Genomic DNA, 14,140 nt, shown 5'->3' on the forward strand with positions numbered 1-14,140 from the left:
AATTATATTCGCGATATGAAAAAAATAAAATATAAATATTTATACGGTGCAGGAGTTGTGATCATGTTGGTATTGGCTGCATGTAGCAAAGACTTTCTGGAAAAGCCACCAATTGGAACATTAAGTCCCGAAATTGTTTCGTCAGAGGCTGGCATTCAAGGGTTGTTGATAGGTGCTTACTCATTACTAGATGGCAACGGGTCGACTGGTGACGGTAACTACGGTTCAGCAGCGTCCAACTGGGGCTACGGTGGAGTAGCGAGCGATGATGCATACAAGGGATCTGACCCTTCTGACGTAGCGGATTTTGCTCCTTTTGAGCAATTTACCACGCTTACGGCAACTAACGGTGCTGTACCTCAAAAATGGAATTTGTGTTACAATGGAGCTCAGCGTTGTAATGATGTAATAAATACACTAGCTCTAAATACGGCTATGTCCGCAAGTACAAAGACCGGTATTACTGCACAGGCCCGCTTCTTAAGAGCTTTTTATCATATGGAGCTAAAGAAAGTCTTTAATAATATTATTTATGCAGATGAAACGGTAAATCCAACAAACACTAACGTTACGAACTCAACTGACGTATGGCCAAAAATCGAAGCGGATTTGAAATTTGCTGTAGATAATTTGCCTGAAACATGGAGTGAAGTGGGAAGAGTTAATAAGTCTGCAGCAAAAGCGTTCTTGGCGAAAGCTTATATGTTTCAAAAGAAGTTTACTGCAGCTTACCCAATTTTACAAGATCTTATCGCTAATGGAAAAACAACTGCGGGCGTTAAATACGGCTTAAATCCTGAATATTATTCGAACTTCAACCCTGCACAAAAGAACAGCAAAGAGTCGGTTTTTGCTGTGCAGACTTCAGTTCAGGATGGTTCTTCAGTTGATTGGGGTGGAAGCCCTAATGGAAACTATGGTGACATCCTAAATTTCCCCTATAATGGTGGTCCTGGTGCTTGTTGCGGATTTTATAATCCATCTCAGGATCTTGCTAACGCTCACAAAACTGACGCAAATGGACTTCCATTATTGGATGAATCTTACGCAAATGGTTTGAAAGTTAGTGACCCAACTACTCCTTATACTGGTACTTTAGATCCTAGGATCGACTGGACAATTGGTAGAAAAGGAATTCCTTATCTTGACTGGGGTCCTCATCCTGGCGATGATTGGATAAGAAATGTACCGAATGACGGCCATTTTAGTCCTAAGAAGAATGTCTATGCTCTATCTCAAAAAGGTACTTATAGTGATGTTGGTAGTGCTTATTGGGGACCAACTGAGTTAGTTGCCAATAACGTAAATCTAATTCGCTTTTCTGATGTGCTGCTTTGGGCCGCTGAATGCGCTGTAACTGCCGGTGATATAGCTACGGCGATGGGTTATGTAAATACTGTTAGGGCGCGTGCTGCAAATCCAAATGGCTGGGTGTACAAAAACAGCGATTACAATGCTGCAACAGCTACTTACTCAACACAAACTACACCTGCAGATAACTACAAGATCGGTCTTTATACACCTGCAACGTTTACTGCAGCAACTGCAATGAAAGCAGTCATGTTTGAAAGACGGTTGGAACTGGCTATGGAAGGTCATCGCTTCTTTGACCTTGTACGTTGGGGAATTGCGGCTCCTACAATTAACACTTACATTGCTAGAGAGAAGGCACAACGGCCTCTTAAGCAAAGTGCGTCGTTCACAGCGGGAAAGAATGAATACTTTCCTATACCGCAGGGAACACTTGACAAACTAAACTCGGATGGTACTAAAAGGATTACTCAAAATCCTGGTTACTAGTTATTGAAAGTTAAATAAAATTTAGTCTGGAGGTAGAGTTTACTCTACCTCTTTTCTATTATTTTACGTTGCAATTACGTTGATAATTTCACTTTTTATGGCTCGCAAATTCTCACCTTCTTTTCTTTTAGCCTTTCTTGTTTTATGTTCTTGTAAAAGAACTCATCCTTTGTTTACACAAGTATCCTCTTCGAAAAGTAACATTCATTTCAACAACAAATTTGTTGAGAATGATACTATAAACCCTATTGACATCACTAATATTTACAATGGTGGTGGTGTTGGGATTGGGGATTTCAATAATGATGGGTTGCAGGATTTATATTTTTCTGGTAGCACCGTTCCCAACAAATTGTATTTGAACAAAGGAGAATTAAAATTTGATGACGTAACAGAAAAGGCGAACGTAGCGGGCGACGGCAAATGGTGCCGTGGTATATCAGTGGTTGATATTAACAATGATGGTTGGATGGATATGTATGTATCTGCGACCCTATCTTCTAATGTTGCAAAGAGAGAAAACTTACTCTACATTAACCAGGGAAGTGACAAGGACGGAGTGCCTCACTTTAAAGAATTGGCTCGGGAATATGGTTTAAATGATACGACTCATTCCACCATGGCTGCCTTTTTTGACTACGATAGCGATGGGGATTTGGACGTATATATCGTCGTAAATGAAATTATCAAGGGAAATAATCCAGCTGTTTTTCGTCCCATAATTAGAGACGGTTCTTTTCCTAGTACAGGGCGTCTGTATAAGAATGATTGGAATTCACAACTAAAACATCCCTTTTATACGAACGTTAGCAAAGAGGCAGGAATTACAATCGAGGGGTACGGACATGGAGTTAACATAACTGACATAAATAGGGATGGTTGGAAAGACATTTTTGTTACCAACGACTTTAATTCTAATGATATCCTTTATATCAACAATGGTAACGGAACATTCACGGATAAGGCTGCCGATTACTTTAAGCATACCTCGGCTAATGGAATGGGCCAGGATATTATCGACATAAACAACGATGGACTTTCAGATGTGGTTGAGGTTGACATGAGCCCCGAAGATAACTACCGGAAGAAAATGATGCTAGGCGCAAACAGTTACCAGACTTACCAGAATAGCGATCATTTTGGCTACCAATATCAGTATGTAAGAAATACATTGCAATTAAACCAGGGACCGCGCGTAAAGGAAAACGACAGCATCGGAGATCCTATTTTTAGCGATGTTGGATTTTTCTCTGGTATCTCTGAAACAGATTGGAGCTGGACCCCTCTTGTTTCTGATTTTGACAACGACGGGTATAGAGATATAATTGTTACTAACGGCTATCCTAAAGACTTGACTGACCACGACTTTATTGCTTTCCGCCAACAATCATCTGCCATAGCAAGTAAGCAATTTACATTGTCTCAAATACCGGAAGTGAAACTTCATAATTATGCTTTTCATAATAATGGCAATGTCACATTCAGTAATGTTTCCACTGATTGGGGATTGTCTGCTCCGTCCTTTTCAAACGGCGGCGCCTATGCTGACCTCGACAATGACGGAGACATGGATATGGTTATCAATAATATCAACGACGAAGCAATGCTGTACGAAAATAACAGCACGCATGAAAAAGAAACAGCTAATAATTTTCTTAACGTCAAATTAGTTGGTGATGCATTAAATCGAAATGGGATTGGTACATGGATACAGCTGTACTACCAGGGCAAACAGCAGGCCTACGAGCAGAGTCCCTACCGTGGCTATCTTTCTTCGGTACAGCTTGATCCGCATTTTGGACTAGGTAATGTTTCTACGATTGATTCTATGGTGGTTACGTGGACAAATGGAAACAAGCAAGTGCTTAGGGGAGTTCAAGCAAATAAGACCATTACGGTCGATATTAAGAATGCCATAAAAGCTGATAGCTTTACTAATCCTGTTTTTGCAACGAACATGCTATTCACAGACATTTCCGGTCAACTCGGTATTCCCTATAAAGATTCTTCTAAAGATTTCATTGATTTTAATATCCAGAAATTGTTGCCCCATAAGTTTACAGAGTATGGACCAGCTTTGGCCGTTGGAGATATTAATGGAGACGGTTTAGAGGATATGGTTGTCGGAGGCCCTTCAGGTATTAGCCCTACAATGCTGCTTCAGCAATCTAATGGTTTGTTTAAAAAGAAGGCAATTTTCCCGTTTGCCAATAATATTTCAAAGCAATGGAAGGATATAGGAATCACGTTATTCGACGCAGATGGCGACGGTGATCTGGATCTGTTTACGGCAAGCGGAGGTTTTGAAAAAGCACCTAACTCAGATGCTTACCAGGATAAGTTATACATAAACGATGGAAAGGAGGGTTTTACAATCAGCCCCGACGGACTTCCTGTAAATCATACGAGCAAATCTTGTGTACGAGCGTCGGATTATGACAATGATGGTGACCTTGACTTATTTATTGCAGGAAGAGTTGAACCATGGAATTACCCAAAACCGGTATCAAGTTTTATCTATCGCAATGACTCTAAAAATGGTGAAGCAAAGTTTACAGACGTAACAAATACCGTAGCAAAAACATTTAAAAACATAGGACTTGTTTGCGACGCTGTTTGGACTGATTTCAACAACGACGGCTGGCAGGATTTGGTAATTACCGGCGAGTGGATGCCTGTCATATTTTATGCGAATAACAAGGGCACTTTCCAGGAAGTAACCGCCTCGAGCAACGTTGGCAATAAAAAAGGTTGGTGGACAAGTATTGTTCCGGGAGATTTTGACAACGACGGCGATGTGGACTTTGTGGTGGGAAATCTCGGCCTGAACTCATTTTTTAAGGCATCAGAAAAATACCCGGTTAGCATTTATGCAAAGGATTTTGATAACAACGGAAATTTTGACGCGGTACCGACCATCTATTTGCCCGCCTCGCAAGAAGATCCTACTAGAAAGGAATACCCGGCTCACGTCCGTGATGACATGACCAAGCAGTTGATTTCTTTCAGGTCAAAATTTCAGAATTACAAGAAATACGCCAATGCTACTTTCGATAAAATGTTTACCGAAGAAGAGATGAAAGGGGCGTTGAAATTACAGGTAAACTACTTCAACAATAGTTATGTCAGGAATGATGGCAATGGAAAGTTTACAATGTCTTCGTTGCCATTAGAAACACAGTATTCATGTATGAATGGGATGTTATCGGAAGACTTCGACGGAGATGGAAACCTGGACTTGCTTGCTACCGGAAACGACTATGGAACAGAAGTGTCGGTTGGACGTTACGACGCATGCAATGGTCTTTTTCTTAAAGGAGATGGGAAGGGTGGATTTCGACCGTTAAAGATTTTGGAAAGCGGTTGGTTTGTTCCCGGCAACGCAAAAGCCTTGGTAAAGCTGCGAAGAAACAATGGAAAATGTTTAATTGTGGCTAGTCATAACAGGGGCAACCTGAAAACTTTTGAAATGAAGAAACCAGTTAGCTATATCAGCCTTAATCCGACTGAGACAAGTGTGTTAGTGACCTATAAAGACGGAAGGAGACAGAAACGCGAGATTGGCTATGGAGCATCCTTCTTATCGCAATCGGGACGATTTGTAAACACGGATGGTAGTATGAGATCAGTAGAGATCAAGGATTTTAAGGGCAACGTTCGAACGGTTAGCTTATAGGAAGTAGACTTTTTAAAAAAATTGAACCGGAACTTTGCCTAAACCTAAATACCGACTGTTCCAATCAGGAACGTTCAAATATTAATGCACTTTATAAAACAGGGCGACTTAGTTATAGCAACTATCTTTTTGCTGCTTACTTCTGCAATTGCTTCCTGCAATGGTTGTAACAAAGTTGCTCGTAACAATAGCCATCCCGAAATCTCGGATAGTGATATAAAAAAGGGTGAAGCTTTGGCGAAAATGCATTGTCAGTCTTGTCATTCATTACCAGATCCTTCCCAGCTAAACTCAAAAACATGGGAACAAGGAGTCCTTCCTGCAATGGGGCCGCGCTTAGGAATTTTTGCATGGAAGAACAAATCATATCCCTTTTCACGCTACGATATGGATTTGGGCAAAAATTACTATCCTCAAAAACCCCTGGTTCAGCCCGACGAGTGGCAAAATATCATTAATTATTTTATAGCTACTTCGCCCGATACTTTAAATGATCAAAAAGAGGGGCAGGCAGGTATAAAAACGGGGCTTCCACTTTTTGCTGTTGAAGCCCCTGCAGAAGCTTCCTTGAACCCGGCTACTTCGCTTGTTAAAATAACGGAAGATGCTTTAGCAGGAGTAGTTACAAGCGATGCCATAAAGCAATCTCTTTATCGTTTCGATAGTGATTTAAAAGTGGTTGATTCACTTAAAAACCGGGGACCAATTGTAGATATTGAAATAAATAAATCTGATTGGCTGACTTGCGACATCGGTATACTCAATCCGAATAACGGAAAGTATGGTAGTGGAAGAAAGCTTTCTTTAGGTCAGAACAGAAAACTTAAGCAAGACTCTACCCCTTTATTCCAGGAACTTCAAAGGCCTGTTCAAATCACGTCGCAGGACTTAAATAACGACGGTAAAACAGACTACCTCGTGTGCGAGTTCGGTTTTTTAACCGGGGCATTATCGTGGATGGAAAATAAGGGAAATGGCAGGTTCGATCGTCGCGTCCTGAGGCCTCTGCCTGGCGCTGTAAAGTCTTATATCAACGATTACAACGGTGATGGTTTGCCTGATTTTTGGGTGTTATTTTCCCAGGGCGAAGAAGGGGTTTTTCTATACACAAACAAAGGACAGGGCAGGTTCGAGGAAAAAAAGGTATTGGGCTTTCCAGCTGTCTATGGTTCTTCCTTTTTTGAATTGGTTGACTACAATAAAGACGGAAGCCTGGATATCGTATACACCAGCGGCGATAATGCAGATTATTCTACTATTCTAAAGCCCTATCATGGGGTATATATTTTCCTCAACGATGGAAAAAACAATTTCAGGCAAAGTTTCTTCTTTCACATAAATGGTTGCTTTAAAGCCATTGCAAGAGATTATGACAACGACAACGATATCGATATAGCGGCGATTTCTTTTTTTGCGGATTACAAAAATCACCCTGAAGAAGGTTTTGTGTACCTTGAAAACACGGGGAATAACAAATTCGCTCCTTATACATTTCCAGAAGCACAACAGGGAAGATGGTTAACAATGGATGCTGGCGACATAAACGCAGACGGCAAAATTGACCTGATACTAGGAAATTTTTCCATAGGGCCCGCTATGATGAAGTCTAAATATGACTGGCACAAGGGTCCCCCATTCCTGGTTTTGAAGAATACGGGTAAAAAAGATTCAAAGTAGGATTTCTAAGTTTTTTTTAATTATGGGTTAACAAAAAATTCAAATCTTTTACCGGTCGATTCGGTACGTTGCAATATATTGTGAGGCCAGTAACCTATATCCTTTTGGGTGCGGGTATCGGCTCGAAAAGGATATACATCATGAAACAGATATTTCTAACGGTTATAGTAAGCCTCTTACTTTTTACAGTGGCTTTTTCCCAGGTTGATAATTCCAGGCCCGGAGCAGCAATTCCGACTTTTAAAATCCTTAAGTCAAACGGTAGTTACTTTAGCAGTAATGAGATAAAAAAAAATAATCCTACGGTACTTATCTATTTTGCTCCTGACTGCGATCATTGCATTAAGTTAATGGATCAGCTTTTTAAAAAAATTCACCAGTTCGATAAGGCCAACGTAGTAATGGTAACATTCAAAGCTCCAAACGACGTTGCATGGTTTGAAAGAAAATACGCCACATCTCAATTTCCAAACATAATTGTAGGTACGGAGGGAACAAGCTACGTTTTGCGTAACTACTATCGCTTAGATAAAACACCTTTTGTAGCAGTGTACGACAAAAAAGGGAAGCTTGCTTTTTCTTATAAAAACGAACCCCAGGCGGAAGAAATTCTGGCCAAGTTTAAAAAAGTATAATCGGACTTAAACAAGAAAATAACGTTGCCGGCAACATATTGAAGTATGAAAACAAAGTTTTTATGGTTGATTATTATCGCGTCTTTAGGCTGCCGCCAGCAGCCACAGCAGAAGGCTAACCCTGCGCTGCTTACGGACCGCAACTTGCTGCACAACAACATGCATCAATTGACCGAGGTCATTATTCACGATATGTTTTCCCCTCCGGTATCAAGCAGAATATATAGCTATACCTCTCTTGCCGCCTACGAAGCCATCCGCTTCGAAAAAGAAAATTATCCTTCTATAGTCAAAGAGCTGCATGGATTTCCGCAAATGCCGGTTCCAGAGAAAAATAAAAAGTACAACTACCTGCTTGCTGCTACCAAAGCATTTTTTACAGTGGCAGAAAAAATTACGTTTTCTGCAGATACCCTGGATAATTATCAAAACAAGGTATTGGGTGATTTCAAGTCATTATTAGACGAAGAGACGTATGACCGGTCTATAGCATTTGGTTCGTCGGTAGGTAAATCAATATTGGAAAGAACTAAGGTTGACAATTATAAAGAAACGCGCGGTATGCCTAAATTTTTAGGCAGTGATGAGGAGGGAAAATGGCGTCCTACACCGTCAGACTACCTCGATGGGTTGGAACCAAACTGGGGTAAGATTCTACCACTTGCGTTAGACTCTGCCGCCGAGATTAAATGTCCTGCTCCTCCAGCATACACACTTGAGAAGAAGAGTCCTTTTTATACGGCTGTAAATGAAGTGTACCAAATTGGTACGCATCTAACAGATGAGCAAAGGGAAATAGCAAAATATTGGGATGACAACCCATTTGTATTAGAGCACTCTGGCCACCTGATGTTTGGCAATAAGAAAATAACGCCTGTAGGTCATTGGATCGGAATAACAGGGATAGCATGTAAGATGAAAAATCTTGAACCAGTAGAATCAGCTAAAATGTATGCCCTTACTTCTGTCGGAATGTTTGACGTAGTAATTACTTGCTGGCGGGAAAAATTTATTCGCAATGTGATCCGTCCCGTAACTATCATTAACGACGTGATTGATAACAACTGGGTTCCCCTGCTGCAAACGCCACCTTTTCCTGAGCACAGCAGCGGCCACAGTGGTATTTCTGCTTCTGCTGCTACCATTCTTACCAAACGTTTCGGTGACAACTTTGCTTTTGAGGATACCAGCGACTTGGCATATATAGGAATGCGCCGTCATTTTTCCTCTTTTGTTTCTGCTGCACAAGAGGCATCCCTAAGCCGTGTTTATGGAGGTATACATTACCGTACAGGTGTAGACGCCGGGGCCGAGCAGGGACGAGACGTAGCAAAATATGTGATCAAAAAATTCCTGGAAAAGTCCCCGCAGCAAAAATCAGAGGCAGTCGCCGCAAAGTAAAATCTATTGTGGAGTCATCAATGTGGCTAGAGCAAGGTTTGGCCCTTTATCGTATGGTTTTTGTTTTTTGTGATAATTTCTAGAAGCTGAAAAGCCGTCATAATTTGAACAGACTCTATTCTGCTTTCCCCTAACTTCATCTTTAGCAAGATGCCATCTAAGATTAACCTGCATGAGAAACGAAAATGGAAATAGCTCCCGCAGAACATTCATAAAACTCTCTTCGACTTTATCTGTTGGTGCATTGTTAAGCAACCTGGCAAACGCTTCCAGTCTTGACTTAAGTTATCTTTCTCAAAAAGTTCCACTTTATGGACATCTTTGGGTGTATGCCAGCAGGTATCCTCCCAATTGGGATTGTACTCCTATACTACCCGAAGTCTTCGGTGATTTAAAGTATGCTGGTCTTGAAGGTGTAGAACTAATGGAAATCATTCTTCGCAATGATGGATCAGTATCGAGACTTAAAGAGTTGATACAACAGCATTCGCTTCCGGTCGTTGGCACCTCGTATAATGCCAATATGTGGATGAGGAGTAAACACACAGAAATTTTAGAAGACATTGAACTTATTATAGAACGACTTCACGCAGTTGGCGGATCAATGCTTGGAATTACTGTAGGTGACGCAAGACATAAAAAAACGGAAGACGAATTAGATGCGCAGGGAGAAATATTGAAAAAGATCATAGTTGTTTGTAAAAAGAACAAAGTACAGCCGAACCTGCATAACCACACTTTTGAAGTAGTCGACAACTTGCACGATCTTAAAGGAACTATTGCAAGAGTGCCTGAATTAGCTTTAGGACCGGACCTCAACTGGCTTGTGAGAGGAGGTGTCGACCCGGTGTGGTTTATAAAAACATTCGGGCATAAGATGGTCTTTATGCATATACGTGACCAGGACGCAAGTGGAAAATGGACGGAAGCCGTTGGAGAAGGTGTAATTGATTTTCCTGCAATTGCTAAAGCTTTAAAAGAGATAAACTACCAGGGAAAAGCCGCTATAGAACTGGCACTTGATAAACCTGCCATTAACCCTATTCGCGAGGATTGGAAAATAAGCAGGGAGTATGTCAGGAAGGTGTTCCGATGGTAAGTGAGAACTTTGCCTGTCGCGTTCTTCCCGCTGAATAAGGGATTAAAAAGTACAAGTGAGTGACACAACGATGTGCAATCATGCAATAGAGCTGGTACCAAAAAATTACCTTTTCCTTATTAATCAATCTTTGCTCAAAAACAACCAAACTACCAATAATGGGATATTCTGATTCTTCGGCAGTAAATATTAATTCGAAGGGGATAGAACAAAATACCTTCGATGCCATTGTCATCGGATCGGGAATGTCTGGTGGTTGGGCTGCAAAAGAACTGTGCGAAAAGGGTTTAAAGACCCTAGTGCTTGAACGCGGACGAAATGTAGAACACATAAAAGATTATCCTACAGCTACACTAAACCCATGGGACTTACCTCATAGAGATACGCTTACTCTGGACTTAATTAAGGACAATCCTATTGCAAGCAAGTGCTATGCTTTCACTGAGGCAACAGAACATTTTTTTGTAAAAGACAAGGAGCATCCGTATGAACAAGTGAAGCCTTTTGACTGGATCAGAGGGTACCAGGTTGGAGGCAAGTCTCTGATGTGGGCGAGGTGGACTCAACGCTGGAGTGATCTTGATTTTGAAGCAAACGCAAAACAAGGGATTGCTGTAGACTGGCCAATAAGGTATAAAGACATTTCGCCCTGGTATTCATACGTAGAAAAATTCGTTGGAATTAGCGGTAACAGGGACGGCATCGCTCATTTGCCGGATGGAGAGTTTCAACCGCCAATGGAAATGAACTGTATTGAGAAACACTTAAAAGGCGTAGTAGAGTCATCCTATGAAGATCGCCACGTTATCATCTCTCGAACTGCAAACCTCACCAAAGGTCTCAATGGCCGAGGTCCTTGCCAATACCGCGATAAGTGCGCGAGAGGATGTCCTTTCGCCGGCTACTTTAGTAGTGTGTCCGCCTCTTTGCCTGCAGCAAAAGCAACTAACAATCTTACGCTTCGTCCTTTCTCAGTGGTACATTCTATTATCTACGACGCAACCAAAGGCAGGGCCACGGGCGTTAGAGTAATTGATGCCAACACGAAGAAGATGACCGAGTACTATGCAAAAATTATTTTTCTAAATGCAGGAACGATAAACACTGCCTTGATCTTATTGAACTCAAAGTCTCCGCAGTTTCCGAATGGTTTGGGCAATACAAATGATGTTCTCGGGCGCAACCTGATGGATCATAATTACAGGGCGCACATACAGGGATCTTATGAAGGTTTCCAGGATAAATATTACTACGGAAGAAGACCTGCAGGTATATATATCCCGAGGTTTAGGAATGTTGGCAAGGACCTTCAGAAAGATTTTATTAGGGGTTTTGCTTTCGCATCATCAGGATCTAGGAGCAACAGTAATGTTACGGATGCAACTATAGGCGCGGCCTTCAAAGAGCAATTGAGCGAGGCTGGGCCGTGGAGTATGTGGATGACGGGAATGGGTGAATGTTTGCCTTATGCGGAAAATAGGGTTACAGTAAACGAGCAGAAAAAAGACGCGTGGGGTATGCCCACCGTGGTGATAGATTGCGAATTCAAGCAGAACGAATTGTCGATGCTGAAAGATATTATGGTAAGTGGTTCGGAGATGCTCGAAAAGGCCGGTTTCAAGAATATCAACGCCTCTGATTCTGTTTACCCTCCAGGTTTGGGTATTCATGAGATGGGAACTGCAAGAATGGGCAGGGATCCGAAAACTTCTATCTTAAATGGTAACAACCAAATCTGGGATGTAAAAAATGTATTCGTCACGGATGGAGCATGTATGACATCAAACGCCTGCCAAAACCCTTCACTCACGTATATGGCCCTTACCGCGCGTGCTGCAAATTTTGCTGTTGAAGAATTGAAGAAAGGGAATATTTAATGGAATAAGTTTTAAACCTTCTAGTGGAATTATTTGCTCTCGAGGACTTCTAATTGGAGGATTCGTTGGCACAGGATTAGAGGACATACCAGAAACAAATGTTATGAACGATAAAGAACAAGATCCAAACCTGCAAGCTCCGCAAGAAGCAAATACCACCAAACATATTAACTTCTTGGAGACCGAAGAAGGCGATGAAAATAGCACAAGTAATACAAAAGGTAACGACAACAATGATGATAGCCCTACAAAAAAGGCTTGGGAGGAATTAAGGAATAGCAACAAAAACGATCAAAAAGGTTAAAAGTAAAAGAAGCAATTTCTGAAGTCTGCATAAAAAATAAACGCCACTAAAAAGGGCGTTTATTTTTTATCTATATTTGTGAGGTACTATTCTGCTTCGGCAACTACTTCTTTTACCTCAGGTATCATACGCTTCATCATTCCTTCGATACCGGCTTTCAGTGTGATCATACTTGACGGACAACCACTGCAACTTCCTTGTAGCATCAGGTTTACAACGCCGTCATCATAGCTTTTAAATTGTATTGCTCCGCCATCCATTTCTACAGCTGGCTTCACATAGTTTTCCAATAGCTCTTTTATCCGCTTAACTACATCATCGTCGTCGGCGCTAATGTTATTAGTTGCGTCTGACTTCTGTACAACAATTTCATCCTCATTTATTACAGCACCACCATTTTCCAAGTAGTCTTTTAGAAATTGTTTGATGGTTGGAATAACGTCCTGCCAATCATCTGTATCTGCGGTTTTTGTAAGTGTTACAAAATTGCTTGCTATAAAAACACTTTTAATAAATGGAAAACTAAACAGCTCTTTTGCTAAAGGAGAAGGACCGGCCAAACTTTCATCAGCAAAATCGATGCTCTTACCCGGGTACAAAAGTTTGTTGGCAACAAACTTCATAGTCTCCGGATTAGGAGTCATTTCTGTATATATACTTATAACGGGATTACCTGTCTTGATCATAACTTTTAATTTAAATCGCATTCAAAGGTAAGAAACACTATGGAGATTAAAGGGCATGTAACCGGCCTGTCTGCAACAGAAATCCTAAATTTTCTTAATTCGAAAGCTTTACTCCCAATAGAAATCCCCTACTCACTACATTACCTCATGCAATAACAACGCTGAACATGCATTTGCAAGCAAGAATCTTTCTTTGGGATCGGTTGCTCCTATGTAAACTTTACCCTGGTCCATAAGCGATACCGCCGCCAATGCGACCCCACCTTTACTCCTGATTTCATAACCAACAGACCCAATCGGTATGGAACCTTTTTTGCCATTTTTCTCTACACTCGTAATTGGATGGAGTGTATAATAATTGTCCTTGTTTTGAGCAAGGAAACCGACATAGCGTTTGCTATTCGCTTGAGCCTTTTGCACGTCGAGCATCAGCTCCCATGGAGCGGGTTCTTTAGAAAGATAAATATTGACGGCAAACGTATTATCACTTTTTCCACCAACGCCAAGAAGATCACCCATGATATTAAAGAGGCTATTGGGACTTTCTCCAACAGTCCAATCTTCTGAACGGGTCTTTGCCAGACAAAAAACTTCAGAGCGATTGTTTACGGTGTCTTTAAGTGAAAAATGAATACTCTGCTTTTTTTGCGAATAGGTAGCCCATAAAACTTTCATGGCTCCGCCGTTAATACTATTTCCTTCGGTCCATGATCGGTTAATTTTTTCTGTTCTGTATTCACCAAAGCTTAGCTTCTGGTTAATCATAATTCCGTTCTTGCCTTTTACCGGCATTTCCGCGGCAGCGGATAGTTCATTGCTTACTGAAATTCTGAAGGGTGAGCAGGCATTAAAAAGTATTGCGACTAAAACAGTCGCTGCAAGTGTAGCTGACTTTGTCATTTTTATGTTGATTGTAAAACACAAAAATGGCGTGGCTACCTGTTTCAAAAAAAATTCTTCCACCAGTGGAAATACAAAAAGATGA

General features: G+C 41.2%; 10 protein-coding genes. 8 read left to right on the forward strand and 2 right to left on the reverse strand.

Annotated features, from left to right (window positions below):
• Window positions 1–15: 15 nt before the first annotated feature.
• The 8 genes from SAE01_RS10515 to SAE01_RS10550 all read left to right on the forward strand — a co-directional run bounded on the left by SAE01_RS10515 (window position 16) and on the right by SAE01_RS10550 (window position 12,469).
• Window positions 16–1,800, forward strand: a complete 1,785-nt coding sequence (locus SAE01_RS10515; RefSeq protein WP_147203719.1) for a RagB/SusD family nutrient uptake outer membrane protein — start codon at window positions 16–18, stop codon at window positions 1,798–1,800.
• A gap of 97 nt (window positions 1,801–1,897) precedes the next feature.
• Window positions 1,898–5,476, forward strand: coding sequence for a CRTAC1 family protein (locus SAE01_RS10520; protein ID WP_147203720.1), 3,579 nt, complete (start codon window positions 1,898–1,900; stop codon window positions 5,474–5,476).
• A gap of 84 nt (window positions 5,477–5,560) precedes the next feature.
• Window positions 5,561–7,153, forward strand: coding sequence for an FG-GAP repeat domain-containing protein (locus tag SAE01_RS10525; RefSeq protein ID WP_147203721.1), 1,593 nt, complete (start codon window positions 5,561–5,563; stop codon window positions 7,151–7,153).
• A gap of 140 nt (window positions 7,154–7,293) precedes the next feature.
• Window positions 7,294–7,788, forward strand: coding sequence for a TlpA family protein disulfide reductase (locus SAE01_RS10530; protein WP_147203722.1), 495 nt, complete (start codon window positions 7,294–7,296; stop codon window positions 7,786–7,788).
• Window positions 7,789–7,833: 45 nt separating this feature from the next.
• Window positions 7,834–9,189 (forward strand): vanadium-dependent haloperoxidase, encoded by a 1,356-nt coding sequence (locus SAE01_RS10535; RefSeq protein ID WP_147203723.1) that lies wholly within the window; start codon window positions 7,834–7,836, stop codon window positions 9,187–9,189.
• Window positions 9,190–9,361: 172 nt separating this feature from the next.
• Window positions 9,362–10,288, forward strand: a complete 927-nt coding sequence (locus SAE01_RS10540) for a sugar phosphate isomerase/epimerase family protein (protein WP_147203724.1) — start codon at window positions 9,362–9,364, stop codon at window positions 10,286–10,288.
• Window positions 10,289–10,446: 158 nt separating this feature from the next.
• Window positions 10,447–12,165, forward strand: a complete 1,719-nt coding sequence (locus tag SAE01_RS10545) for a GMC oxidoreductase (RefSeq protein WP_147203725.1) — start codon at window positions 10,447–10,449, stop codon at window positions 12,163–12,165.
• A gap of 103 nt (window positions 12,166–12,268) precedes the next feature.
• Complete coding sequence (locus SAE01_RS10550; RefSeq protein ID WP_147203726.1) at window positions 12,269–12,469, forward strand: hypothetical protein; 201 nt, start codon at window positions 12,269–12,271, stop codon at window positions 12,467–12,469.
• An 86-nt stretch (window positions 12,470–12,555) separates the two neighbouring features.
• Here the strand turns inward: SAE01_RS10550 and SAE01_RS10555 are convergent, their stop codons facing one another.
• Window positions 12,556–13,155 (reverse strand): NifU family protein, encoded by a 600-nt coding sequence (locus tag SAE01_RS10555; protein ID WP_147203727.1) that lies wholly within the window; start codon window positions 13,153–13,155, stop codon window positions 12,556–12,558.
• Between the two features lie 135 nt (window positions 13,156–13,290).
• Window positions 13,291–14,055, reverse strand: coding sequence for a hypothetical protein (locus tag SAE01_RS10560; RefSeq protein WP_147203728.1), 765 nt, complete (start codon window positions 14,053–14,055; stop codon window positions 13,291–13,293).
• Between the last annotated feature and the right edge of the window lie 85 nt (window positions 14,056–14,140).

Origin of the sequence: Segetibacter aerophilus (assembly GCF_007991655.1) — a bacterium.
Classification (GTDB): domain Bacteria; phylum Bacteroidota; class Bacteroidia; order Chitinophagales; family Chitinophagaceae; genus Segetibacter; species Segetibacter aerophilus.

What these genes read in the sequence shown, in the direction of transcription:
- SAE01_RS10545 (WP_147203725.1), top strand. Translation starts at nt 10,447, where the DNA reads ATGGGATATTCTGATTCTTCGGCAGTAAATATTAATTCGAAGGGGATA.
- SAE01_RS10530 (WP_147203722.1), top strand. Translation starts at nt 7,294, where the DNA reads ATGAAACAGATATTTCTAACGGTTATAGTAAGCCTCTTACTTTTTACA.
- SAE01_RS10555 (WP_147203727.1), bottom strand. Translation starts at nt 13,155, where the DNA reads ATGATCAAGACAGGTAATCCCGTTATAAGTATATATACAGAAATGACT.
- SAE01_RS10520 (WP_147203720.1), top strand. Translation starts at nt 1,898, where the DNA reads ATGGCTCGCAAATTCTCACCTTCTTTTCTTTTAGCCTTTCTTGTTTTA.
- SAE01_RS10515 (WP_147203719.1), top strand. Translation starts at nt 16, where the DNA reads ATGAAAAAAATAAAATATAAATATTTATACGGTGCAGGAGTTGTGATC.
- SAE01_RS10535 (WP_147203723.1), top strand. Translation starts at nt 7,834, where the DNA reads ATGAAAACAAAGTTTTTATGGTTGATTATTATCGCGTCTTTAGGCTGC.
- SAE01_RS10560 (WP_147203728.1), bottom strand. Translation starts at nt 14,055, where the DNA reads ATGACAAAGTCAGCTACACTTGCAGCGACTGTTTTAGTCGCAATACTT.
- SAE01_RS10550 (WP_147203726.1), top strand. Translation starts at nt 12,269, where the DNA reads ATGAACGATAAAGAACAAGATCCAAACCTGCAAGCTCCGCAAGAAGCA.
- SAE01_RS10525 (WP_147203721.1), top strand. Translation starts at nt 5,561, where the DNA reads ATGCACTTTATAAAACAGGGCGACTTAGTTATAGCAACTATCTTTTTG.
- SAE01_RS10540 (WP_147203724.1), top strand. Translation starts at nt 9,362, where the DNA reads ATGAGAAACGAAAATGGAAATAGCTCCCGCAGAACATTCATAAAACTC.